The sequence below is a fragment of the Streptococcus sanguinis genome (genome assembly GCF_050220005.1).
GTDB classification, from domain to species: Bacteria; Bacillota; Bacilli; order Lactobacillales; family Streptococcaceae; genus Streptococcus; species Streptococcus sanguinis_Z.
Genome location: NZ_CP071413.1, coordinates 1,380,517 through 1,404,802, shown reverse-complemented (window position 1 = coordinate 1,404,802; position 24,286 = coordinate 1,380,517). Strand labels below are relative to the sequence as shown.

Annotated in this window: 26 protein-coding genes and 1 pseudogene; 24 read left to right on the top strand and 3 right to left on the bottom strand. The window is 41.9% G+C overall.

Going from position 1 to position 24,286, the window contains the following annotated elements; translation table 11 throughout:
* Positions 1-39: 39 nt before the first annotated feature.
* The 14 genes and pseudogenes from J1C86_RS06810 (at position 40) to J1C86_RS06745 (ending at position 14,375) form a co-directional block, all read left to right on the top strand.
* Positions 40-729, top strand: coding sequence for a tRNA (adenine(22)-N(1))-methyltransferase (locus J1C86_RS06810; protein ID WP_125404918.1), 690 nt, complete (start codon positions 40-42; stop codon positions 727-729).
* The gene (locus tag J1C86_RS06805; protein ID WP_125404915.1) at positions 716-1,513 is read left to right on the top strand and encodes a Nif3-like dinuclear metal center hexameric protein; all 798 of its coding nucleotides are present in this window, start codon (positions 716-718) and stop codon (positions 1,511-1,513) included. The genes J1C86_RS06810 and J1C86_RS06805 overlap by 14 nt, the downstream gene beginning before the upstream one ends.
* Positions 1,514-1,524: 11 nt before the next feature.
* On the top strand, positions 1,525-2,619 hold the full coding sequence (locus J1C86_RS06800; RefSeq protein WP_125404912.1) for an NAD(P)/FAD-dependent oxidoreductase: 1,095 nt from the start codon (positions 1,525-1,527) through the stop codon (positions 2,617-2,619).
* Between the two features lie 251 nt (positions 2,620-2,870).
* Positions 2,871-4,655, top strand: a complete 1,785-nt coding sequence (locus J1C86_RS06795) for a retron Ec67 family RNA-directed DNA polymerase/endonuclease (protein ID WP_427150785.1) — start codon at positions 2,871-2,873, stop codon at positions 4,653-4,655.
* A 74-nt stretch (positions 4,656-4,729) separates the two neighbouring features.
* Positions 4,730-5,524, top strand: coding sequence for a ZIP family manganese transporter TmpA (gene tmpA, locus J1C86_RS06790; RefSeq protein ID WP_125409524.1), 795 nt, complete (start codon positions 4,730-4,732; stop codon positions 5,522-5,524).
* A gap of 134 nt (positions 5,525-5,658) precedes the next feature.
* On the top strand, positions 5,659-6,528 hold the full coding sequence (gene rfbA / locus J1C86_RS06785; protein ID WP_125409522.1) for a glucose-1-phosphate thymidylyltransferase RfbA: 870 nt from the start codon (positions 5,659-5,661) through the stop codon (positions 6,526-6,528).
* Positions 6,529-6,532: 4 nt separating this feature from the next.
* Complete coding sequence (locus J1C86_RS06780; RefSeq protein WP_125409520.1) at positions 6,533-7,126, top strand: dTDP-4-dehydrorhamnose 3,5-epimerase family protein; 594 nt, start codon at positions 6,533-6,535, stop codon at positions 7,124-7,126.
* 240 nt (positions 7,127-7,366) lie between these two features.
* The gene (gene rfbB / locus J1C86_RS06775; RefSeq protein WP_002909476.1) at positions 7,367-8,413 is read left to right on the top strand and encodes a dTDP-glucose 4,6-dehydratase; all 1,047 of its coding nucleotides are present in this window, start codon (positions 7,367-7,369) and stop codon (positions 8,411-8,413) included.
* Positions 8,414-8,616: 203 nt separating this feature from the next.
* Positions 8,617-9,216 carry a hypothetical protein gene (locus tag J1C86_RS06770; protein WP_125409518.1) on the top strand — a complete coding sequence of 200 codons (600 nt, stop codon included), beginning with the start codon at positions 8,617-8,619 and terminating at the stop codon, positions 9,214-9,216.
* 95 nt (positions 9,217-9,311) lie between these two features.
* A pseudogene (locus J1C86_RS06765) lies at positions 9,312-9,401 on the top strand (GNAT family N-acetyltransferase); the annotation flags it as partial.
* Positions 9,402-9,465: 64 nt separating this feature from the next.
* A complete protein-coding gene (locus J1C86_RS06760; protein WP_185757531.1) occupies positions 9,466-10,098 on the top strand; it encodes a copper homeostasis protein CutC in 633 nt (210 codons plus the stop codon).
* 34 nt (positions 10,099-10,132) lie between these two features.
* Entirely contained in the window at positions 10,133-10,804 is a 672-nt protein-coding gene (locus tag J1C86_RS06755; RefSeq protein ID WP_125409514.1) for an MmcQ/YjbR family DNA-binding protein, read from the top strand.
* An 87-nt stretch (positions 10,805-10,891) separates the two neighbouring features.
* Complete coding sequence (locus J1C86_RS06750; protein ID WP_125409512.1) at positions 10,892-12,634, top strand: ABC transporter ATP-binding protein; 1,743 nt, start codon at positions 10,892-10,894, stop codon at positions 12,632-12,634.
* 1 nt (position 12,635) lies between these two features.
* A complete protein-coding gene (locus tag J1C86_RS06745; RefSeq protein ID WP_125409510.1) occupies positions 12,636-14,375 on the top strand; it encodes an ABC transporter ATP-binding protein in 1,740 nt (579 codons plus the stop codon).
* 49 nt (positions 14,376-14,424) lie between these two features.
* On the opposite strand, the gene J1C86_RS06740 is transcribed toward J1C86_RS06745, so the two are convergent.
* Complete coding sequence (locus J1C86_RS06740; RefSeq protein ID WP_125409508.1) at positions 14,425-15,744, bottom strand: PLP-dependent aminotransferase family protein; 1,320 nt, start codon at positions 15,742-15,744, stop codon at positions 14,425-14,427.
* Positions 15,745-15,783: 39 nt separating this feature from the next.
* Here J1C86_RS06740 and J1C86_RS06735 point away from each other — a divergent pair, with 39 nt between their 5' ends.
* Together J1C86_RS06735 and J1C86_RS06730 are read left to right on the top strand one after the other, a co-directional pair.
* Positions 15,784-16,650, top strand: a complete 867-nt coding sequence (locus J1C86_RS06735; protein WP_125409506.1) for a pyridoxamine kinase — start codon at positions 15,784-15,786, stop codon at positions 16,648-16,650.
* Positions 16,631-17,197, top strand: coding sequence for an ECF transporter S component (locus J1C86_RS06730; RefSeq protein WP_061591655.1), 567 nt, complete (start codon positions 16,631-16,633; stop codon positions 17,195-17,197). Before J1C86_RS06735 ends, J1C86_RS06730 begins: the two co-directional genes overlap by 20 nt.
* 64 nt (positions 17,198-17,261) lie before the next feature.
* On the opposite strand, the gene trhA is transcribed toward J1C86_RS06730, so the two are convergent.
* Both trhA and J1C86_RS06720 read right to left on the bottom strand, forming a co-directional pair.
* Entirely contained in the window at positions 17,262-17,909 is a 648-nt protein-coding gene (gene trhA / locus J1C86_RS06725) for a PAQR family membrane homeostasis protein TrhA (protein WP_061591656.1), read from the bottom strand.
* Positions 17,893-18,354, bottom strand: a complete 462-nt coding sequence (locus J1C86_RS06720; protein ID WP_061591657.1) for a DUF1836 domain-containing protein — start codon at positions 18,352-18,354, stop codon at positions 17,893-17,895. Before J1C86_RS06720 ends, trhA begins: the two co-directional genes overlap by 17 nt.
* Before the next feature lie 129 nt (positions 18,355-18,483).
* Here J1C86_RS06720 and J1C86_RS06715 point away from each other — a divergent pair, with 129 nt between their 5' ends.
* From J1C86_RS06715 to J1C86_RS06680, 8 genes are all read left to right on the top strand, one after another.
* Positions 18,484-19,068 (top strand): VanZ family protein, encoded by a 585-nt coding sequence (locus tag J1C86_RS06715; protein ID WP_061591658.1) that lies wholly within the window; start codon positions 18,484-18,486, stop codon positions 19,066-19,068.
* 16 nt (positions 19,069-19,084) lie between these two features.
* A complete protein-coding gene (gene yaaA, locus J1C86_RS06710; RefSeq protein WP_061591659.1) occupies positions 19,085-19,813 on the top strand; it encodes a peroxide stress protein YaaA in 729 nt (242 codons plus the stop codon).
* A 63-nt stretch (positions 19,814-19,876) separates the two neighbouring features.
* Positions 19,877-20,176 (top strand): TIGR04197 family type VII secretion effector, encoded by a 300-nt coding sequence (locus J1C86_RS06705; protein WP_185756454.1) that lies wholly within the window; start codon positions 19,877-19,879, stop codon positions 20,174-20,176.
* Positions 20,176-20,535 carry a hypothetical protein gene (locus tag J1C86_RS06700; protein ID WP_061591661.1) on the top strand — a complete coding sequence of 120 codons (360 nt, stop codon included), beginning with the start codon at positions 20,176-20,178 and terminating at the stop codon, positions 20,533-20,535. The genes J1C86_RS06705 and J1C86_RS06700 overlap by 1 nt, the downstream gene beginning before the upstream one ends.
* On the top strand, positions 20,526-22,160 hold the full coding sequence (locus tag J1C86_RS06695; protein WP_061591662.1) for an ATP-binding protein: 1,635 nt from the start codon (positions 20,526-20,528) through the stop codon (positions 22,158-22,160). The genes J1C86_RS06700 and J1C86_RS06695 overlap by 10 nt, the downstream gene beginning before the upstream one ends.
* Before the next feature lies 1 nt (position 22,161).
* Positions 22,162-22,794, top strand: coding sequence for a hypothetical protein (locus J1C86_RS06690; RefSeq protein ID WP_061591663.1), 633 nt, complete (start codon positions 22,162-22,164; stop codon positions 22,792-22,794).
* Positions 22,795-22,808: 14 nt separating this feature from the next.
* Positions 22,809-23,321, top strand: a complete 513-nt coding sequence (locus J1C86_RS06685; RefSeq protein WP_061591664.1) for a hypothetical protein — start codon at positions 22,809-22,811, stop codon at positions 23,319-23,321.
* Positions 23,322-23,560: 239 nt separating this feature from the next.
* Positions 23,561-24,076: a hypothetical protein gene (locus J1C86_RS06680; RefSeq protein WP_061591665.1), complete on the top strand. Its 516-nt coding sequence runs from the start codon at positions 23,561-23,563 to the stop codon at positions 24,074-24,076.
* Positions 24,077-24,286 lie beyond the last annotated feature (210 nt).

Genomic DNA, 24,286 nt, shown 5'->3' with positions numbered 1-24,286 from the left:
GATATACTGAATACAAGAATGTTTAGAAAAGAGTAAGCAATGCAAAAAAAGACTATTTCCCAACGCTTGGAGCGAGTAGCAGCTTTTGTGCCGGATGGGGCAAAGTTGCTGGATGTTGGGAGCGATCACGCCTATCTGCCTATTTACCTGATTCAGGAGGGGCGGATTGAAAAGGCTCTGGCCGGAGAAGTGGTAGAAGGGCCTTTTCAGTCTGCTCAGAAAAATGTGGTAGAGCATGCTCTGACGGAGCAGATTGAGGTTCGCTTGGCCAATGGACTGGCTGCTTTTGAAGCAGAAGATCAGATTGACACCATCGTTATCGCTGGCATGGGTGGTCGATTGATTTCAGAGATTTTGGAAAATGGCAGAGCTAAGCTTGGAGCCATTTCCCGCTTGATTTTGCAGCCCAATAACCGAGAGGATGAACTTCGCAGCTGGCTGGTATCTAAGGGCTTTTGCTTGCTGGCTGAGGATATCTTAGAAGAGGCTGGCAAGTTTTATGAAATCCTAGTGGCAGAAGCAGGCCAGCAAACTTTGACAGAGCAAGAAAAGCGTTTCGGGCCTTTTCTGATGAAGCAACAGTCACCTGCTTTTCAGTTAAGATGGCAGAAAGAACTGAAGAAACTAGAAGGAGCTCTAGCCCATATCCCAGAAAAGAATCAGCTGGAACGCTCTGCTATGTCCCAAAAAATCGAAAGTATCAAGGAGGTGCTCCATGCTAGCAAGTGAAATCATCGCCCGTTATGAAGCCTATTGCCCGCAAGAACTGTCCATTGAAGGCGACATTTCAGGCCTGCAAATCGGGACTTTGGATAAGGAAGTGGACAAGGTTCTAGTGGCGCTGGATATTCGGGAGCAGACGGTGGCGGAGGCTATTGAGGCAGGTGCTGGGCTGATTATCGTTAAACATGCACCTATCTTTCGCCCGCTAAAGGACCTAGTAGCGGATAAGGCACAAAATCAAATCGTTTTAGACCTCATCAAGCATGATATTGCTGTTTATGTCAGTCATACCAATATAGATGTTGTGGAGGACGGGCTTAATGATTGGTTCTGCCAGCTTTTAGAGATTGAGGAGACAAGTTTTCTTAGTCAGACGGGGCCAGATTACGGTATTGGCCGCGTGGGGAAGATTGCTCCTCAGACTTTTGGGAATTTTGCGGCTAAGGTCAAAGAAACTTTTGGACTAGATAGTTTGCGTCTGGTCGCTTATGAAGAAGCGGATCTCGAACGCGTGATTGAGCGTGTAGCTATCTGCGGTGGCAGCGGTCAGTCCTTTTATCCAGAGGCTATTTCCAAGGGAGCGCAGGTCTACATTACAGGTGATATTTACTATCACACAGCCCAGGAAATGCTGACAGAAGGTCTTTTGGCGCTGGATCCTGGACACCATATCGAGGTTCTTTTTACGGAAAAATTAAAAGAAAAGCTTGATACTTGGAAGGCAGAAGAGGGCTGGGAGATTGAGATTCTGGCTAGTCAGGCTTGGACCAATCCTTTCCGACATATTTGAGAGGAAGCGATATGAAAAGAGTAGCAGTGATTGGAGCTGGGATTGTCGGATCAACAGCGGCTTACTATTTGTCCAAATCCCCAGATGTGGAAGTGACTGTCTTTGATGACCGCAAGGGGCAGGCAACCAAGGCAGCCGCTGGCATTATCAGTCCTTGGTTTTCCAAGCGTCGAAACAAGGCTTGGTATAGGATGGCGCGTTTGGGCGCTGATTTTTATCAGGACTTGATTGCGGAACTGAAAGAGGCTGGAATCCAGACAGACTTTTACCAACAGACAGGTGTTTATCTGCTGAAAAAGGATGAGAGCAAGCTGCAGGAGCTTTATGATTTGGCTTCTAATCGTCGGGAAGAGTCGCCCTTAATAGGGGACTTGAGTCTTCTCAACCGTCAGGAAGCTCAGGAGAAATTTCCAGACTTGCAAGGCTTTGCTCAACTTCTTTATGCTTCCGGCGGTGCCCGGGTGGAGGGAGCACTCTTGACGGAGACGCTTGTGAAAGCAAGCAAGGCAGAACTGGTTGAGAAAAAGGTAAGCCTGGCAGTAGAAGGAGAGCAACTTCTGGTGGATGGTTGTAGCTTTGACTGTGTTGTCTTGGCTGTAGGGGCTTGGCTGGGAGAAATCTTGAAGCCACTGGGCTATAAGACAGATGTTCGGCCGCAAAAGGGACAGCTACGTGATTTTAAACTGGCTGACCAGACGGATGACTACCCAGTTGTTATGCCTGAGGGCGAGCTGGATATCATTCCCTTTCTGGCGGGCAAGGTCAGTGTTGGTGCCAGCCATGAAAATGATCAGGGCTTTGATTTAACGGTAGATAAGACGGTGCTGAATCAGTTGCAACGAGAAGCGGAAACTTACTTGCCAAGGCTGTCTAAAGCAGAGATTTTAGGCGAGCGCGTGGGAACACGGGCTTATACAAGTGACTTTGCGCCTTTCTTTGGGTCCGTTCCAGACTTGCCGCATATCTACGCTGCCAGCGGATTAGGCTCTTCTGGTCTGACAACTGGCCCGCTCATCGGATGCCAATTGGCTCAGATGGCTATGGGAGAAGCGGGACTGCTGAATACAGCTGACTATCCTATTGAGCGGTATGTGGAGAAGGTTTGAGAATTTTTATAATGAAAAAATTTTATGACCGAAATTATTTTTTTAAAATTTTTTGTGCTATAATTATACTTATACGTATGGCTAGATTTTTGACTTATGATTCGTAAGTTTTTAACTAAGGGTAGCTAGATTTTGCCTTTCTTATCGATAAACAGAAGAGAATTTTTAAATTATTCAACACTGTTTTATGCAGATTCGACTGCGTCGGCATAGTGAGTTGCCATACGTTTTTTTATTTTGTGAGGAAAACAATGGATTGGAACGAGATAAAGAGTTGCCGAGATTTTGCAAGATACCTGAATATTCCTTATAAGCATCTTACTTATTTGCTTTATAATCGAAAAATTGATAAATTATATGAAAGTTTTGAAATTCCCAAAAAAAACGGCGGAATTAGGATTATTCAGGCTCCTAAAAAAGAATTAAAAGAAGTTCAACAGCAAATTTTAAAGATACTAGAGAAGCGTGCTTTATCTCTCGAAAAAGAGAATAAGATTTCTTTTAGATTATCCCATGGCTTTATAAAATATAAAAGCATTATTACAAATGCAGAGAAACATAGAAATAAAAAAATAATTTTAAATATTGATATTGAAAATTTTTTCCCAAGCTTTCATTTTGGTAGGATTGTAGGTTTTTTTGAAAAAAATAAAAATTTTAAACTTCCAAAAGAAGTAGCAATATTTTTAGCTCAACTTACAACAGTTGATGGCTCGTTACCTCAGGGAAGTCCCTGTTCTCCAATAATTACGAATTTAATTTGCCAAATTTTGGATTTTCGAATTAGTAAATTAGCGAAGGAATATAAATTAAATTATTCTCGCTATGTAGATGATATGACATTTTCGACTAATAAAGAAAATTTTTTGGATTGTTATCCTGAATTTTTTAGTAAACTTAGTAATGTTCTGATTAAAGCTGGTTTTTCAATTAATGATAAAAAAACAAGAATACATTTTAATAGGAATAAACAAATAGTAACAGGACTTGTCGTGAATAAAAAAATAAATGTTCAAAAAAATTTTTATAAAAATACGAGAGCGATGGCTCATAACCTTTATAAACAAGGGACATTTTTTATTGACGAAAAAGAAGGAACAATTAACCAATTATTAGGGAGATTTAACTTCATTGATCAGCTTGAAAGATATAACAATAAAAACAAAAAGCAACTATCTCTTCAAAAAAACTATATAGAACAACAAAAATATTTGACTAAAGGACAACAGGAAATTAAAGGAGATTTTGGTTATTTAGGAAAATTGTCTTCCAGAGAAAAAGAATATCGTAAATTTTTATACTATTTTCATTTCTTTTCAAGTTCTAAGCCAGTCATAGTCACAGAGGGAAAAACAGATAGTAGGTATCTTAAGGCTGCTATGAAGAAATGTTTTGAAGATTTTCCTAATCTAATTCAGAAAAATGAAGATGGAACCTTTTTGTTCAAAGTAAAATTTTTAAAAAGAACCTCGTTATTGAAATATTACTTTAAATTTTATGAAGACGGTGCAGATTCTATGAAAAACTTATCTAATTTTTGGCTTACTGGAGAAGAGAACAAGCTTTTTCCGAATTACAATAAGTTTTTTCAAGAATTAACTGGGAGGGTTGCATCGAATCCAATTATATTTCTATTTGATAATGAATTAAGTAATAAAAAGAAGCCAATAAGAAATTTTATTAATCATATTTTAAAGAGTTCTCCAAATGAAGCTGATTCACTAAGAAATGAGATAAGCAATGTAAAATATATAAATATAGTTGATAATCTCTATATGCTGACACATAATTCTTTATCTGGAAATGAAGATGACGAAATTGAGAATCTGTTTTCAATTAATGTATTAAATCATAAAATAAATGGAAAATCTTTTTCTAAAGAAAACGACTATGATTCTACTAAGTTCTATGGGAAGAATGATTTTTCAAAATATGTACTAAAAAATTATAGAAGTATAGATTTTCAAAATTTTATTCCACTACTAAATAATTTAAATAAAATAATATTAGAATATAACTCAAAGTTAACTTTTTAGCTTGCTATTGATTTTTTATTTAAAATATTTTATAAGGAGAAGTTATGGATTGGTTACAATCTTAGCCTGTGGTTATGCAGGCTTTCTTGGCTGGGCTTTTCACATGGGGATGTACCATTGTAGGCTCGGCTGTTGTTTTTTTCTTTAAAAAGGTCAGCCGTAAGCTGCTGGATATTATGATGGGCTTTGCGGCAGGCGTTATGATTGCGGCTTCATTTTGGTCGCTTTTAGCACCGTCGATTGAATATGCGGAGGTTTCTTATGGTAAGCTATCCTGGCTGCCGGCAGCGATTGGTTTTCTAGTGGGAGGTTTTTTCCTGTGGCTGATTGATGCGGTGGTGCCTCACTTGCATTTGAGCAAAGACATTTCGGAGGCTGAGAGTGTTCCTGAGCATAGCCGAAAGAAGCTGTCCAAGACTGCTCTGCTCTTCTTAGCCATTACCATTCACAATTTTCCAGAAGGTTTGGCAGTCGGAGTAGCCTTTGGTGCTTTGGCCGCCAATCCTAGCTCAGAAGCCTTTGTCGGCGAGATTGGCCTAGCTTTGGGAATTGGCCTGCAAAACGTCCCAGAAGGAGCGGCTCTATCCATTCCGATTCGGACGGACGGCAAGTCTCGGCTTAAAGCCTTTTACTGGGGCTCTATGTCTGCTATTGTGGAGCCAATTGGTGCTGTTCTGGGAGCTGTTGCAGTTCTGGCTATGACGGCGATTCTGCCTTATGCTCTATCCTTTGCGGCAGGGGCCATGATTTTTGTGGTGGTAGAGGAATTAATACCAGATTCGCAGACCAATGGCAATACCGATGTGGCTACTTTAGGTCTCATGGTGGGCTTCGTTCTCATGATGGTCTTGGATGTGGCTTTGGGTTGATACCAACTTAGAATCAAAGAGCGGAAGAAAGCGGAATTTCCGCTCTTTTTCTTTTATTTAAGGGTAGTGAAAAGGATGACATCCGCTTTCAAAAATGGTAGAATAAGGAGAATACATTAAGAGAGGAAACTCATATGAAAGGTATTATTCTTGCAGGTGGTTCTGGTACACGTCTCTATCCATTGACCCGCGCTGCGTCAAAACAGCTCATGCCGGTTTATGACAAACCCATGATTTATTATCCACTATCAACTCTTATGCTGGCTGGTATCAAGGACATCTTGATTATCTCAACTCCGACAGATTTGCCTCGTTTTAAAGATCTGCTGGGTGATGGCTCTGAGTTTGGTATCAAGCTCTCTTATGCAGAGCAGCCAAGTCCAGACGGACTGGCGCAAGCCTTTATCATTGGTGCGGATTTTATTGGAGATGATCGCGTGGCGCTGATTCTTGGGGATAATATTTACCATGGCCCAGGTTTGAGTAAAATGCTCCAAAATGCTGCTGCTAAGGAAAAAGGAGCAACTGTTTTTGGCTACCATGTCAAGGATCCAGAACGCTTTGGTGTAGTAGAATTTGATGAGAATATGAATGCTATCTCCATCGAAGAAAAACCGGAACAGCCGCGCTCTAACTATGCAGTGACTGGACTCTATTTCTATGATAATGATGTCGTAGAAATTGCCAAGAACATCAAACCAAGTTCTCGCGGTGAGTTGGAAATCACTGACGTTAATAAGGCTTACTTGGAACGTGGCGATTTGTCTGTTGAGCTCATGGGACGTGGTTTTGCTTGGTTGGATACAGGAACTCACGAAAGTCTCTTAGAAGCTGCTCAATATATCGAAACAGTTCAGCGTATGCAGAATGTTCAGGTGGCAAATCTTGAAGAAATTGCCTATCGTATGGGCTATATCACTAAAGAGCAAGTGCATGAATTGGCGCAGCCGTTGAAGAAGAATGAATACGGACACTATCTCTTGCGCTTGATTGGAGAAGAATAAGAAGATGACGGAACAATTTTTTGATAAGGAATTAGCAGCGCGTGAGGTTCCCGGAATCCCTGGAATGCTGGAATTTGATATCCCTGTACGCGGGGACAACCGAGGCTGGTTTAAGGAGAATTTTCAAAAGGAAAAGATGCTGCCGCTAGGCTTCCCTGAAAGCTTTTTTGCAGAAGGAAAACTGCAAAATAATGTCAGTTTTTCTCGTAAAAATGTCCTGCGTGGTCTTCATGCTGAGCCTTGGGACAAGTACATTTCTGTTGCAGATGACGGTAAAGTGCTAGGCTCATGGGTAGACTTACGTGAGGGTGAAACCTTTGGTAACACCTACCAGACAATAATCGATGCCAGCAAGGGAATTTTTGTGCCACGTGGTGTAGCAAATGGCTTCCAAGTCCTTTCTGACACGGTTTCCTATAGCTATCTGGTGAATGACTATTGGGCTTTGGAACTCAAACCTAAGTATGCCTTTGTCAACTATGCAGACCCAGCTTTAGGCATCCAGTGGGAAAACCTAGAAGCAGCAGAAGTTTCAGAAGCAGACAAGAACCATCCATTACTTACGGATGTAAAACCACTAAGAAAAGAAGATTTGTAAGAAGAATTCTTTTCTGATGCATTAATTGATACTAAAATATATGATTTAGCTCAGCTCCTATCCGAGCGAAGCGAGTGGAAGAAATAATTGCCGCTGTGGTGTAAGTCAAGTAACAAATTATTTAGTTTGTTACATGACAGGGGATTTTTGAGACATGAGGCTCAAAAATAAGCAATGAAACCAGAGGTTTGCTTGCGTCCCCACCATTTGAGGCAATTATAAAAAAGTTAAGGAATAAAAATGACTGAATACAAAAAAATTATCGTGACAGGTGGAGCTGGTTTTATTGGTTCTAACTTTGTCCATTATGTTTATAATAACTTTCCAGATGTCCATGTGACAGTGCTGGACAAGCTGACTTACGCTGGTAATCGTGCCAATATTGAAGAAATTTTAGGCGACCGTGTTGAGCTGGTTGTTGGAGATATTGCTGATGCAGCCTTGGTTGATAAGCTGGCAGCTGAAGCTGATGCTATCGTTCACTATGCGGCAGAAAGTCACAATGATAACTCGCTCAATGACCCGAGCCCATTTATCCACACCAATTTCATCGGAACTTACACACTTTTGGAAGCAGCACGTAAGTACGATATTCGTTTCCACCATGTGTCGACTGACGAAGTCTATGGGGACCTGCCTTTGCGTGAAGATTTACCAGGTCATGGAGAAGGTCCAGGTGAGAAATTTACGGCTGAAACCAAGTACAATCCAAGCTCGCCTTATTCCTCAACTAAGGCAGCTTCAGACTTGATTGTCAAAGCTTGGGTGCGCTCATTTGGTGTGAAAGCGACTATTTCTAACTGTTCAAACAACTATGGTCCTTACCAGCACATCGAGAAGTTTATTCCGCGCCAGATTACCAATATCCTGAGCGGTATCAAGCCAAAACTCTACGGTGAAGGCAAGAATGTCCGTGACTGGATTCATACCAATGACCATTCATCAGGTGTTTGGACGATCCTGACCAAGGGTCAAATTGGTGAAACTTACTTGATCGGTGCTGACGGTGAGAAGAATAACAAGGAAGTGCTGGAGCTGATTCTCAAGGAAATGGGACAGCCAGCTGACGCTTATGACCATGTGACAGACCGTGCTGGCCATGACCTTCGCTATGCCATTGATGCCAGCAAGCTCCGCGATGAACTAGGTTGGAAGCCAGAGTTCACCAACTTTGAAGCTGGTCTCAAAGAGACGATCAAGTGGTACACGGATAACCAAGACTGGTGGAAATCTGAAAAAGAAGCAGTCGAAGCCAACTATGCTAAGACTCAGGAAGTGATTAAGTAAGGATAGGCTATCTATGATGAGCCTTGTAAAACTGGCGCTATGTGATTGAGAGGCTGGGATTATCTGTCCCAGCCTTTTCTCACAGGATTGTTAGCTTTTTAATATGTTTGTTACAGAAAATTATGCAAAAATAGTGTAAAATAAGATAAATCCTTTCTGTGTTTTTAGTTAGAGGGATTTTCTCAAATTAAAGGAATACAAACATGAAAATGGTAAAAAGAGTAGTGGGAATTGCTTTGGTGCTGTTGCTTGCGGCGGTGCTGTTTCTGGTTCCTGCATCTGTTAATCAAAATGAACAATTAAAAAATGTTCAAGGCAGTGCTTCCTGGATGAGTATTATTGAGCCGGCTTTGAGCAATGCCAATGTGACGGCTCAGGGAGTCAGCACGGAAGTTTCTCTCAATAGCGTCCAGCTTAATCAGGTGCTCAAGTCTTCTCTGACTGACTCTGAGAATCAGGAGCTGCTGAACAGTGTTTACAGTATTGAAGGCAATAAGCTGCGCATCCAGTATCCGGTCAAACTGTTCTTCATTGACAGTAAGCTGGACTTAGAGGTGGATGTGACGGTGAGGGATAATGTCTTACACATCACAATCGATAGTGCTAAGCTGGGCTCTCTTCCTATCCCTAAATCTTGGGTGACAGGCATGCTGAAGCAACAAATGCAGGCCTCTAATTCATCTATCACGACCGAGGGAGATAGTTTCCTTCTAGCTCTGCCGCAGAGTCAATTCAGCATTAACAAAATCAGCTTCCAGAACGGAGCTGCTAAAATCCAGTTCAGCATGGGTTATGGAATCTAAAAAAAGAAAACTTCATTTGAGGAAGAAGTCTTCCGAATCAAATGGAGTTTTTATACTATTATTTGAGCAATAGCATTGTGAGGGAGAAAAGATGCCTACAGAACCGCGTTTTGTCCAAGGAAGACTATCAGATCCATTGGCTTGATTGGTGTAAAAGAGAAGCTAGAAAATTTGATAAGAGCTGATATCGCGAAGCTCTTGTGTTATAATAGGTAGAGGGAATCAATATATTAAATCAGAGGTGAGATGATGCTTTATGAATTTTGTGCGGAAAATGTAACCTTGTTAGAAAAGGCTATGAAGGCGGGAGCCCAGCGTATTGAGCTCTGTGATAATCTAGCTGTCGGTGGTACGACGCCCAGCTATGGCGTAATTCAAGCAGCTGTTGACTTAGCCAAGCTTTATGGTGCGACTGTGATGACCATGATTCGGCCTCGGGGCGGTGATTTTGTTTACACTGACTTTGAGATTGAAATTATGCTAGCTGATATCCAAAAAGCCAAGGAAGCCGGCAGTCAGGGAGTTGTTTTTGGTGTCTTGACGGAGAAGAACGAAATAGATGTCCCGAAGATGCAGCGCCTGCTGGAGGCATGCAAGGGACTGGAAGTAGTCTTCCACATGGCTTTTGATGCGATACCGGCTGAATACCAGTTTGGCGAAATGGACTGGCTGATTGAGAACGGCGTCCAGCGAATTTTGACCCACGGAGGGCCTGCTAATGAGCCGATTGAGGAGCATTTTGCTTGGCTGGACGAATTAATCGAGCATGCTGCTGATCGGATTGATATCATGCCGGGCGGTGGCATTCATCTGGGCAATCGTCAGGAAGTTATAGATAGTCTGGCAGTGGACCAGCTGCATGGAACTAAAATTGTATTTTAAGGAGGGGTAAGCTGCGCTAGCAGCGGCTAAGTAGATGTTGGAACTATTTGAAAAATACAAGGCTAATCTAGACAAGCTTCAGACTTACGGCTTTAAGGAGTCTGATGGAGCTTACCGTTTCTCGCAGAAGATTATGAAGGGTGACTTTCGCTTGGAAATAACTATTAGAGATGGGAACCTGGACTATCAGGTCTTTGACTGTGATACTGATGACGCCTATCTGCAGGTCAAGATGGAGCAGGTGACGGGTGAGTTTGTCGGTCAAGTTCGTGAAGCTTGTCAGGCAGCTCTGCTGGCTATCCGTCAGCACTGTTTTGACGAGGTTGGCTTTCTCTATGAGCAGAGTAAGCGACTGCGGGATCATGCGGCTGAGGTTTATCAGGGTCAGATAGAGTATCTCTGGGAGAAGTCTTCCAGAAAGAGCTCGACTAAAGCAGGGGTTTTCCGCCACCAGGACAGTAAAAAATGGTACGGAGCCTTTCTGACCACAGACTGGTCTAAGTTTGAAGCAGACAGAAGCGGCGCTATTGAGGTGCTGAATGTTAAGAATGACCATGTGACAGAGCTGATTCAGAAAAAGGGCATTTACCCGGCCTTTCACATGAATAAGAAATATTGGCTCAGTCTGCCCTTGGATGATAGACTGAGCGATCAGGAAATCTTTGATTTACTGGCTGTTAGTTACCAGCTGACCAGTAAAAAATAGAATCGAAGCACAGCGCTCCAATCCGCTGTGTTTCATTTTTCCTCAAAAAACAGTATAATAAAAAGACTAGTAAGAATAGGAGAAATTATGAACCTCATTAGAAAATTGGCCTGGTTTTTTAAGTTGGAAAAGCGGCGCTATATCATCGGTATCTTGGCCTTGTCCTTGGTCAGCGTCTTCAACCTGATACCGCCCAGAGTCATCGGTCAGGTTATTGACCGAATTGCTAGCAAACATCTGACTTCTCAAGAGCTGCTCTTTAATTTGCTGTTGCTGATTGCTTCAGCTTTTATCATGTACGGCCTGCGTTATGTCTGGCGCCTTTATATCTTAGGAACGTCCAATAATCTGGGACGGATTCTGCGTTCTCGATTGTTTGAACACTTTACTCACATGTCCCCCTCTTTTTATCAGAAATACCGAACAGGGGACTTGATGGCCCATGCGACCAACGATATCAATGCAGTTGTCAGTCTGGCTGGTGGCGGAGTCATGTCAGCTGTGGATGCTTCTATTACAGCCCTGGTGACCCTTCTGACTATGTTTTTCGTTTTGGACTGGCGGCTAACCTTGATTGCCATTGTGCCAATGCCCTTCTTGTCATGGGGCACGGGCTTGATTGGCCGAAAAAATCATGAAAGTTTTAAGGCTGCTCAAGAGGCATTTTCGGATTTGAACAATAAGGTTCAGGAGAGTGTTTCAGGGATTCGAGTGACCAAGTCCTTTGGCTATCAGGAGGCGGAGACTCAGTCTTTTGCCCAAACAAATCAAGAGGTCTACGAAAAAAACGTTTTGGCTGCCAAGTACGATTCTCTTTTTGACCCCTTGGTTTTGCTTTTTATCGGTCTTTCTTATGTTTTGACCTTGATTTTCGGTGGAATTTTCATCTCCCAAGGGCAATTCACCATAGGAGAGTTGGTTACCTTTATCACCTATCTGGATATGCTGGTTTGGCCGTTGCAGGCTACAGGCTATCTTTTTAACATCGGCCAGCGAGGGGCTGTTTCTTATGAGCGGATTGAGAAACTGTTGGCTCAGGAGTCAGATGTCAAGGAAGCTGAACAACCCCTTTCTCATGCGGAAAATGGTCGATTAGATTATGACATTCAGAAGTTTGCTTATGCAGAGGAGACTAGTTTATCGGATATTCATTTTTCCATTGAGCAGGGACAGACACTGGGAATTGTCGGTCAGACGGGCTCTGGGAAGACCACTCTTCTGCGCTTGTTGCTGCGGGAGCAGGATATTCAGGAGGGGGCTATCTATCTGAATGGCCATGATATCCGAGACTACCGCCTCAAAGACTTGCGTCGTCTCATCGGCTATGTACCACAGGAACAGATGCTCTTTGCTCTGTCCATTCGAGACAATATCCGCTTTGCGAATCCCCAGCTGACAGATAGTCAGGTTCTAGCTGCCGCTCAACTATGCGGTGTGTATGAGGATATTCAGGCTATGCCAGAGGGGTTGGATACGATTGTCGGTGAGCGTGGCTTGTCTCTGTCTGGTGGGCAGAAGCAGCGCTTGGCGATGAGTCGGGCTATTATAACTAATCCTGATATTCTGATTTTGGATGACTCTCTGTCAGCTGTTGATGCTAAGACGGAGCACCTGATTTTAGAAAATCTAAAGTCTGAGCGTGCTGGCAAGACAACCATCATCACAGCTCATCGGCTGTCGGCCTTGGTGCATGCAGACTTGATTTTGGTCATGGAAAATGGTCGTATCAAGGAAAGAGGCACCCACCAAGAGTTGCTGGAGCAAAAGGGCTGGTATGCTCAGACGTACCATAATCAGCAGCTGGCAGAGAGCTTGAAGGAGGAAGATTAACATGAAAAAGAAAGCAACTTTTCATCGCCTCCTAGGCTATATGTGGCGCTACAGGATAGTGAGCAGCATGGCCTTGACCTTCATCTTGCTGACGACTCTGGTCACAACGGCATTGCCGCTCTTGGCCCGCTATTTTATTGATCAGTTTATCGGCCGCAATCAAGCCTGGGCTGGCCTGCCTCTCTTGGCTCTTTACTACGGTCTTTTCCTCTTGCGGGTGCTTTTTACCTTCTTGGGAAAGTATTTCTTTGCACGTGTGGCTCAAAGCGTGGTTCGGGACTTGCGACAGGAAAGCTTTGCCAATATTCAGCGGTTGCAAATGGCTTATTTTGATAGAACGCCAGCTGGTGCTATCGTTTCCCGCCTGACCAATGATACTCAGGCAGTCGCAGATATGTTCAGTGAGATTTTTTCTAATTTTTTGAGCTCCTTGCTGATTTTAGTTGTTACTTTGAGCGCTATGTTTGCTCTCAACTGGCAATTGACCCTGATGATTGCTCTCTTTTTACCTCTGATGGCAGCCTCTATCTTGCTCTATCAGCATTTATCTAATCATCAGCTGAAGCAGGTTCGGAATAAGCTCAGCGATTTAAATGTTAAGCTATCTGAGAGTATTGAAGGGATGCGGATTATTCAGGCGTTTGGGCAAGAGAAGCGCTTGTTGCGGGAATTTGAAGAAATTAACGGTCAGCATTTAGGCTTCACCAATCGCTATCTCAATATCAATAGTCTCTTTCTGAGGCCGGCCATGTCCCTGCTGAAAATCTTGACTTATGGAGTGATTCTGACTTACTTTGGCTTGACTTGGCAAGTGGCGGGAATTACGGCTGGTATTATGTATGCCTTTATCCAGTATGTCAATCAGCTTTTTAATCCTTTGATTGATGTTATGCAGAATTACTCTGTTCTGCAGACATCTATGGTTGCTGCGGAGCGGGTTTTTGAAATCATGGATCGCACAGATTATGAGCCTGAGCAGGCTAACCAAGACTTGCAAATCCAAGATGGCAGCATCGAATTCAAGCATGTTTCCTTTTCTTATGATGGAAAGCGAGATGTTTTGCGGGATATCTCCTTTTCTGTCAAAAAAGGGCAGACGATTGCCTTTGTGGGTTCGACTGGCTCTGGCAAGTCCTCCATTATCAATCTTTTCCTTCGTTTTTATGAGTTTGAGCGGGGGCAGATTTTGATTGATGGCCGTGATATTAAAGACTATAGCCAGGCGGAGTTGCGGCGAAAGATTGGCCTTGTTTTGCAGGATCCCTTCCTTTATCACGGTACAGTTGCTTCCAATATCAAGCTTTACCAAGAGCAGCTGACGCGAGAAGAAATTATAGAAGCGGCTAAGTTTGTAGATGCTCATGGCTTTATCAGTCAACTACCCCAAGGCTATGATGCCCCTGTGACTGAGCGGGGAGCGACTTTTTCCAGCGGTCAACGGCAGCTTCTAGCCTTTGCTAGGACCATCGCCACCAAGCCTAAAATCTTGATTTTGGATGAAGCGACGGCCAATATTGATTCGGAGACAGAGGAGCTGATTCAAGCCTCACTGAGAAAGATGCGGCAGGGTAGGACAACCATTGCCATTGCTCACCGTCTGTCTACCATTCAGGATGCCGACTGCATCTATGTCTTAGATAAGGGCCGCATTATCGAATCCGGCAGTCACGAAGAATTGCTAGCACGGGATGGCACCTATAAGAAAATGTACCAACTGCAGGCTGGAATGATGGAATCTTGAAAAGCCTGATTATAAATAAAAGGTGTAGAATTCATTTGGAATTCTACACCTATTTTAAATAGTCTTTTAGTTTCTCTACATTTTCTTCTAAGTTATCATAAGACAGCTTGGCATACTGATAAGGGCAGCTAGCAAGGTAGCTCTGTTCAAAGAAGTCAAGCGGCAGACTGCTGTGTTTTAGAGCACTGACGGAAGAAAGTGACCTCAAGTCTAACAGAATGCCGTCCTTTGTCAGATAGCTGGATAGTGGCAGCTGAGCTTGCTCCAGTAGTATCTGCGCCTTTCTTGCTTCCTCTTCTTGAAGCTGCAGCAGCGCCAGCCTATTTTTTTCAAACATGAGACTGTCGATATAGAGTGATAGGGCCTTCTGCATGATGAGGTTGCTGTCGTAGTCCACGGCGCTTTTGTAAGCGATAAAGGTCTTTTGAATCTGGGGCGGAAGGAGTAGGGCGGTAATCCTCAGGGCTGGGAAAAGGCTGGTTGAAAAGGATTTGATGTAGATGACTTGCTGACTATTGTCTAGATAATGAAAGGTTAGCTCCCGCCGGCTATCAAAGTCCGATAGATAGTCATCTTCTACGATATAGACATTATAGAGCTGTGCCAGCCGAAGAATTTCTTCCTTTTCCTGCCGACTGTAGGAGTGGCCCAAGGGATAGTGAAAACGCGGAATAGTGTAGAAAAACTTGATCTTTCCGCTTTGAAAAATCCTCTCCAGCTCTTGCAGATTAATTCCCTGCGGAGTCCTTTCAATGGTTTCATAAGGAAGTTTTTGTGCTAGCAGAAGATCATTAATCCGATGGTAGGTCGGCTGCTCCACCAAGATACGCTCTTTTTGGTTGGGAAAGTCAATCTGTGAAAGGATATAGAGGGCCTGTTGGGTGCCGGAAGTCAGTACCAACTGATCCCTAGAAGCATAAACAGCAGAGTCCAGCATTAGCTTTTGCACAGAGCGGCGCAAATCCTCCAGTCCTTCCTGCTGAGGGTAATAGTTGAAGAGATAATTTTCCCGGCCTATCAGAGTTTCATTTACACAGAGTCGGAAATCTTCATAAGCTTGATGGCGGTCATCCCTCACAGGCAACTCCAAATCTTGCTTTTTTTCCTGAGCATTCTCCAGCACATAGTAGCCGCTTTTGGGAACGGCATAGATGTACTTCTGATATTTGAGCTCAATCAGAGCCTTCTGCGCAGTATCCTTACTGCAGTGGTAACGCTCTGCAAGCTTCCGGACAGAAGGAATTTTCTGACCAGTTGCCAATTTTCCCTCTTTAATATCCTTAGTAATCTTATCAATTATGCGTTGGTATTTTGCTTTAACCATAAAACTGTCCCCATACAGATTTGATTTTTTCATATTGTAACTCATTTTCAGATATTTTACAATAGAGAGCAAGTAGGAGGAGTCATGAAAACAAAAACAGTCATTCTAGCCACAGATATTTCTGGCTTAGGTAAGGTTGCTGCAACAGCTGCCTTACCACTCTTTGCAATTTGCCAGTTAGAAGTCGCCCTGTTGCCAACCATGATTTTGTCGTCCCATACAGGCGGTTTTCCAGACATTTATATAGATGATTACACGCATGGGATGCTTGCTTTTTTGAAACAATGGCAGAGCCTTGAGTTCGACTTTTCAGCTCTGGTAACAGGATATTTGAAGTCTGACATACAGGTGGAAAATTTGCTGCACTTTAAAGAGGAAAAAAGCTTGCCCCTTATCGTGGATCCTATCATGGGAGACAAGGGGACTTTTTATCAGGGATTTTCAGATGCCCATCTAGACCATATGCGTCGCCTCTGCCGTCATGCCGATTTGGTTCTGCCCAATTTGACGGAAGCCTGTTTGTTGTTGGAAGAACCCTACGAAGAGAGTTTATCAGAAAGTAGATGGGAGGACTATAGCAAGCGTTTGGCTGAGTTAGGACCGAGCAAGGTCTTGCTAACTGGCTTGCCCATGAAAGAGAAGCAGATTGGTGTGGCCTATTTTGATGCGGCAACAGAGGAGTTTAACCTCTTTTCTAGTCCAGCTTTGCCCCAGCAATTTTTTGGAACGGGTGATATATTGACGACACTTGTAGCTGCGGCTTTTGTTCAGGGGATTGACATCAAGCAAGCCCTGCCGGTGATTTTGAAGTTTATTGAAAAGAGCTTGGTACTTAGCTTTAAAGAGCAAATAGATCCAAAGAAGGGCGTTTTTTACCAGCCCTACCTAGGAGAGCTTTTCGCTGATTTTCAAGCCTTAATGGAGGAAAGAGATGAAGAAACAAACACTTGATTTGCAAACCTTAACCATGATTAGTTTATTTGCTGCTTTGATTTTTCTGAGCATTCAGTTTTTCAAAATTCCTGTCGGAGCTCAATTTATTCATTTTGGGAATGCACTGGTGGTAGTGGGCTGTCTGATTTTTGGCAGTAAACTCGGTTTTTTAGCGGCTGCTATTGGACTGGGAATATTTGACTTGCTGAATGGTTACGCCGCGGAAATCCCAATCATCTTGTTAGAAGCACTTGCAGTAGCCGTGGTGATTCATTTTCTGTATGAAGGACTCTTTCAGAGAAGGGATAAACTAAGAAATATTCTTGTGACAGCAGTAGTCGCAGCTTTGGTGAAGATTGTGCTTAATATCCTCAAGTACACTCTGACAGGAACACTGTTTGGCGGGAGTAGTTTACCAGCAGCCTTTTTGCTGGCAGTAGCTAAGATTACTGGTACATTTGGCTCCAGTCTAGCGACAGTCATCGCTGTCCCAATCTTATATCCAATCTTTAAGCAAGTCAGAAAAGCTCACAAGCAAAGAAGGACTCTGGAAAAGCAAGGATGAATCAATAATCAGCAGAAAAAAAGAAACCGTCTGAGAATTCTCGGACGGTTTTAGTGTATTTGTCTTACATAAAATAAACGATAGCAAGGTATTGCAGGGAAGAAGCCGCTAGAATGAAAAGATGCCAAATCATGTGGAAGTAGGGCTTCTTTTGAGCATAGAAGCCGGCTCCTACAGTATAGCAGAGGCCACCAGCCAGCATGAGTCCCCAGAAGACAGGTCCGGTTTGACCGATAATCTGCGGAATGATAAAGACCACCAGCCAGCCCATAATCAAATAGAGAGCTAAGCTGAATTTTTCATTAACCTTCTTAGCGAAAATCTTATAGAGAATACCAAAGATGGTCGTGCCCCACTGGATAGCAATGATGAGATAGCCAAACCAGTTATTCATCAGTGACAGCACGACTGGCGTGTAGCTGCCAGCGATGGCGATGTAAATCATGGAGTGGTCGATAATGCGCAAGATATACTTGTGGGTCGAGCCATAGGACATTGAATGGTAGACAGTTGAAGAGAGGAACATGAGAAAGAGGCTGATAACAAAGATAGAAGTTCCGACAGCAGCCACCAACCCATGCCCTTCATAGCTATAAATAGCTGAGATAGGCAGCAGAATCAGCATCAGGACGGCCCCTACCGCATGGGTAACAGCATTGGCGATTTCCTCTCCGAAGGATAGTTTTTTACTGAGTTTAAGCGCGTAGTTCAAGATTTTCTTCCTCCTCATTTGGTACTTGGATTAGGGATAAGGTCTTTTGATAGAGTTTAACCGTCTGGCAAGCAGTGGAAATGATGGGTGCCACCTCTAGCTTGCTTCCGTTCATATAGTCTACAAAGTCGTCATAGAGTTCTCGCGAATCTGCTTCTTTATGCAGCATATTTAAAGTAGTTGAAATTTCCTGAATAGAAAAGACCGTTTTTAAGGTTGTTATGGCAATCAAGCGAGCTACTTGGCGACGTTGATATTTTTTCTTGACCGGCTTGGCAATATAGCCATGCTTGACATAGTTGTTAATCATAGAAGCGGTCAGTCCCTTGTCAGCAGCTGAAATAGAAGAGCCACAGACATTGTTTACATAGAGCAGGACTTGGTCCAAATATAGCTCCAGATCTGGTAATTCGTCCCACTTGGGAAAAACTTGTTGAGCGTTCAAATCTTTATCACTTTCTTATCTAGTCTTTATAACTAGATGATAACATCTCTGTAAATCAAAGTCAAGCAAAAAATAGAATGTCCCATTGAAATTTGATATAATTTTAAAAAGAAGAAAGGGAGGTTTCAGATGAAAAAACAAACAATCTTTGATATGGCAGCCTTCCTAGGCAGTCTGATTTTTTGGTCTTGGCTCTATATGCGCTTTTTTTATGCCTATGTAGCCGTCGTCTTTTACAAGAATCAGCCAGAGTGGAACCTGCTGATACCAGCTTCTATCATCCTAACATTGACAGCCATTAGCTCGCTTTTTATTCGCGGCCTCTATAGTCGGCACATTCCTCGTTGGCTGGTGCTAGCCAGTTACACACTCTATTTTCTCATTCTATTCTATGCCCTCTTTTTGAAAAATATCGGCAGGCAGGGCTTCAGTCTGGATCTGCAATCTTTTACCTATAATTGGATTTATGGAGATAAGCTGGTACCCACCATGAATATCATTATGTTCATTCCGCTGGGCTCTCTCTGCAAGCTGTCATGGAAACATGTGGCTTATTTTACCTTGGCTATCAGTCTGGTTGAGGGGAGCCAGTATCTCTTTCATCTTGGCATTTTTGACTTGGGTGATATCTTGACTAATCTGCTAGGCTTCATCATCGGCAGCTATCTACTAGAGACAGCCTTGGAAAAATGGGTTGTCCGCCATATTCACTAAATGAAAGAAGGAAACTATGAAAATTCTTATCCCAACTGCGAAAGAGTTGAATCTAACTGCGCCATCTGCAATCCCTAATCCATTTTCAGAACAAACTCAGGCTGTGTTGGATGAGTTGGCAACCATGCCAGTAGCTGACTTGGCATCATTTTATAAAATCTCCCCAGAAAGAGCAGAGGTAGAGTGGCAAGCCATTCAGGCTCTGCGAGAAGGAACTGCGCAGCACGCCCCAGCACTTTATCTATTTGATGGCCTTATGTACCGCCATATCAAGAGGCAGGACTATACCAAGGAGGAAAGTCAGTATATCAAGAAGCATCTTGCTATCACATCAGCGCTTTACGGTGTCATCCCAGCCCTGGAGCCCATAGCGCCCCATCGCTTGGACTTTATGATGCCACTCAAGTTAGATGGAAAGAGTCTCAAGGCATTTTGGAAAGAAGCTTATGACCAGGCTCTGGCAGAAGATGAGGTGATTTTCTCCCTTCTGTCCAGCGAGTTTGAAACAGTCTTTTCCAAGGAAATCCGCCAGCGCATGATAGGCTTCAAGTTTCTGGAAAACCGAGGCGGCAAGCTAAAAGTTCATTCGACCATTTCTAAAAAAGCGCGTGGTGAGTTTTTAACAACTCTAATAACTAACCAAGTGACAGAAGTCAAACAGATGAAAAAATTAAGCTTTGCAGGCTTTACCTACCGACCTGATCTATCTAGTGAACAAGAGTTGGTTTATGTCAAGGAAGTGTGAAAAGGGAAATCAATTTTTGTAATATCTACGTAATATTTTTGTGATAAAATTGTTATAAAACAAATGAAGTTTCTAAGGAGTTTCAGAACTATGGGAAAAATCAAGTCGGATACTATTTCCGCTCAGAATGCTATCAGTGAATTGGTTGGGGTAGATACAAGCGACAAGCAAAATCAGCAGGTAGAGTTTAGCTATACAACAGAGATTGCTGGGATGGAAGCAGGCCGTCAGGTATGCAATCAAATGCTGCAGGCTGTCAGTGACTTTAGCGTAGCTGTCCTGGCTCAGGCTAATAAATTTCCTGATATAGCTTATAAAATTGAAAAGCGTGATGTAGAGCAAGCGCAACGTTGGAGCAACTGATGATAAAAGATAAAAATCAAGAAAAACGTGGGCAATTACATGAGCAGATTATTCACCTTGAGAATCAAGAAGAAGATCTTTTAGTTCTCAAAAGGCGTTATGAAGAGAAGGTAATGGATTTTCGTACAGATATTTGGACGATGAATGCCCAAATAGAAAACTTGATAGATCCCGTATCAGAGACTAGTTCTACCAATCGTAAAATATGGGAAGAAAACCAAGCCTTGCAGCAAGCAATTGACAGCTACGTAGAGCAAGAGTTGGACAATGTTTCCAAACAAACAAGGAAAGTTCGGCAAAAATTAGATGAAAATCGAGAAAAATTGACGAAAGAAAGGAACTCTTTACCATGGGAGTAAAGTACAGTGCGTCAGAGTCTTCACAGCTGATGGAGGCAATGGCTAATAATATTCGAGTGGCTAATGAGGTGACAGACCGATTATCTCAGGGATGTGATCACCTGATAGCTACCCTAGACTCTGGAGAACTCATGGGAGCAGCCTATACAGCAGGGAAAGGCCTCTTTTCAGAGATTATCATTCCTGCCATTAAGAAGCTACAGGCTGCAGTGGACGACATTCAAACGGAGTTAAATTCATACAGAGCTGCAGATGCTCAGGTAGCTGAGTACGGAAACCTCGACCTGGATCAGCTGAAGAAGACAAAAGAGTTGAGAGAGCAGCAGCTAGCCTCTGTCAAAAAGGCTATTGAAGCAAAAGAATCATTCTTAGAGCGCATGAAGTCTATTGCTACATTTAATATCGTTTCTCACATGCAGTCTCTGGTGATTCTTTCTAGTGCAGAATCGCAAATTGAATCACAAATCAAAGAATTGGAAGAGAAGATTGAAAAGCTGGAGTTCTTTGTCGCTCAAGTCTCCCAATATTTCAGCGATAGTCTAGAAGTTCTTCGTCTAGCTATCCAAGGAGCCAGCCAGCTAAGCCAAGTCCTAGTTGATAGTGATGGAAACTACTCAGTTGATGGTGTAGATATGAGTTGGGCTATTAAAATGAAGGGGCAGAAGATTGAGACATACATACCAATAACTAAAAAAGAGAAATTTATTCAAACTATTAGACAACAGTATGGATTTAGTCGAACTGAATCAGAGATATTACTAAATTTATATCAAAAGCTAGAAAAGGAATATGGATCCAAGAAAGCAAATATAGAATTCTTTAAAATAGTTGCATCTTACTCTTATGGTGATAAATCTTATGGAGCTTGGCAAGTGGTCGGTGGATTATATAGCCCGAATGGGGTAAACGGTATAAATGTTGGTATTAATTATAGAATGAAATCTGTTTTGAGAAAATATGGCTTAAAAGATGATGAAATTGATACGATTCAGAAAGCTATTCAGAATCAGCATAATTTTACTAACCTAAAAAAGATTCAGGAAACAGATTCAGAAGCAGAACTTACTCAAAAACTAGATGCTGGTGCTTCAAAGGCATATGGGAAAGATGTTAGATATGCCGATTTAGATGCCAATCAAAAATCTAGAATAAGAGAATTACTATCTCAATTTGGAGGAACCACAGACTATTCCCATATGGCCGCAACTATTTCCGCACATTATACAGGTAATCATTTTATTGAAAATGAAGATGATTTAGCGGGATGGCAAGGTGATGTAGCTGGTACTATGGGACTTCCGCCGAGTCTTGGTAACGATGACTATCGTTCAGATTTAGATGCTGTTAATATTTACAACAAAATGAAGAATGGAGATAGCGTAGTTGATGTTACAAACTCATATTACGATAGTGTTGAGAGAACATCTGGCTATAGAGCTTATGAATTTGTTCAAAATATTGGAGAAGGGGATTACACGAAAGGAATGAATAAATTAGAAGAAACTTATAAATTATACGTTTCTTCTCATTCTAGTGAACGATCATCAAACTTCGAAAAATTCATGAATGCTATCCAACATTTCCAAAAGGATTTAGACAAACCCAATCCCTCTATCGGAGAGTAAAATGTTAAAAAAAATGAAAAACTATTATAAAAACAAACCAACTCAAGCTTTCTTAATGCTCATAGTTCTTATTTGGTCAGTATACGAGATTGGTGCGACTAGTTTAGCTAACAACTCGGCCTTGACCAAGGAATTCATGCATAGTCGGTATGTTATGGTTTGGCCAATAGTAGATAGAAAGGCGAATCTATACCACTATGCGGAAGAATGGACTAGTAACATCTTGGATGGCATTATGCATCTAGACTATGAAAATATAAAAATGACCTGTTACCCTAGTAAATATGATGATCAGGTTTCCGCTGAATACAATCGGATTCCTAATAAGGAAAATTATGCGATATTATTTCCTTTAGACGGGTCGTTGTCCAAATCAAATTTTTCGACATTAGACACTAGATACTATCTAATATCAAAGAATGCAGCTATTGTGGAGCAAAAGACAGGTAAGACTATTGAGGAATTAACCCATGAGATAGGGTATGCAAGGGAGGAGTTTTTGTCTGCTCTTGGTAAGATGAAAATCCTTCGTTTGGTCTATTTGATTCTTCGTATGATAGTACTGTTGCTATGTATCATGTTGTCGGGTCAGCGGAGAAAAAGGAAAGAAAACGAAATCTTACAGAATGGATAGAGCTCCAAGATGGTATGACGACTATAAGGAGATTCACAAATGACCTTGAAAAAAAATTGAATTGGAATTTAGGTTGTAGTTTATTGCTTGTTGGAGTTCTGGCATCTGCTTTTCTCTTTTATTTATGGGCACAAAATCTTGGTAAATATACCTTACAACCTGGCCAGTCTATTAGTCTGAAAGTCAAACCTCGGACACAAGATGTGGAATACTATTCTGTATTAATTTTGAAGAAAAATAATAATAATAAGCTTAAATTATCAGGTTCAGGAGTTTGGTTTGAGATGCATGGCGATATTTTTTATGATGTTGAAGGGCAAAAACTTGTTCGAAGCCATCATTCAGAAGATGCTGATGAAGAGTTACCCAATAATCAAAAAGATATTAAATTAGTGCAGGATGGAATTGTTGTCAGCTACCAGGGGGAAAAAGCTTTTAATGTAACTAATAACAAGTCCTACACGATCACCATCAGCAATGTAGACGACAAGACAGCTCACTTTGAAGCTCAAGTGGTGGACAAGTAAGGTAAAGCGTTGGCAACAACTTAGAATTAGCAATCAAGTTACAGACCGACTGCCTAAAGAGCGTGACTACCTGATAGCTACTCTAGCCTCTGGAGAACTCATGTAAGAAGCTTGTACAGCAGGTGGACAATTTATCAAACATGGCAAAAGATGGGATTTCTTATGGAAACCAGATACGGATGAGCATAAAAAATCAAAAGAAGATTTTTATGATTATTTGAAGCGAGGAGAAGATAAAAATGTCGGTACGTAAAAAAATAATAAGCATCCTACTTTTGATAATAACTGCTTTTGTCATTTGGTTGCTCTTTGGGCCTGATGATAAACCTGAACCAGATTTTTCTTCTGCCAATAAAATTGAACTACTGGCAAGTATTCTCGCAGGTAATAACGAGGATATTATCCGAGATGCTGGCTATGGAATTCCGGATGACCCGGTGATTCGGCGATGGGGAATAAATGAACTTAAAATACCTGGTAAATTAAACTTGGATGTACGCCCACCGACTAGTTTGGAAGACAGTGAGCTTCTGATTAATTTTTCTACTACAATTGATGGTAAAGAAATAGATGCAGGTTTTTTCGTGGATAAAGAATTAAAATTGACTTATTCAAGATATACTTATATAGATAAGGATGCTATTAGGAAAAAAATTGAGATAGATGAGACTCAAGAAAAAGAGCTACTACGTCAGGTTCAAACAGAATTGAATCAGTTTTTTGAAAAAATGAAACAGCAACTAGCTTCTAAATAAAGTGTGAGATATTACGGACAGGGAAGAGTGAAGCCTTTCTTGTAGATCATGGTAAAACTGTTGAAGAGGAAAAATCAGGAATACTTTTTGACTATTTTGAAAGAGGAGCTGATACAAATGTTTGTTAAATTCAAACGCTATAAATTCCTGACTATTGTTTTGTCCTTACTTCTGATCCTTATTCCTTCCTATTTTGCTTATGAACAAAAA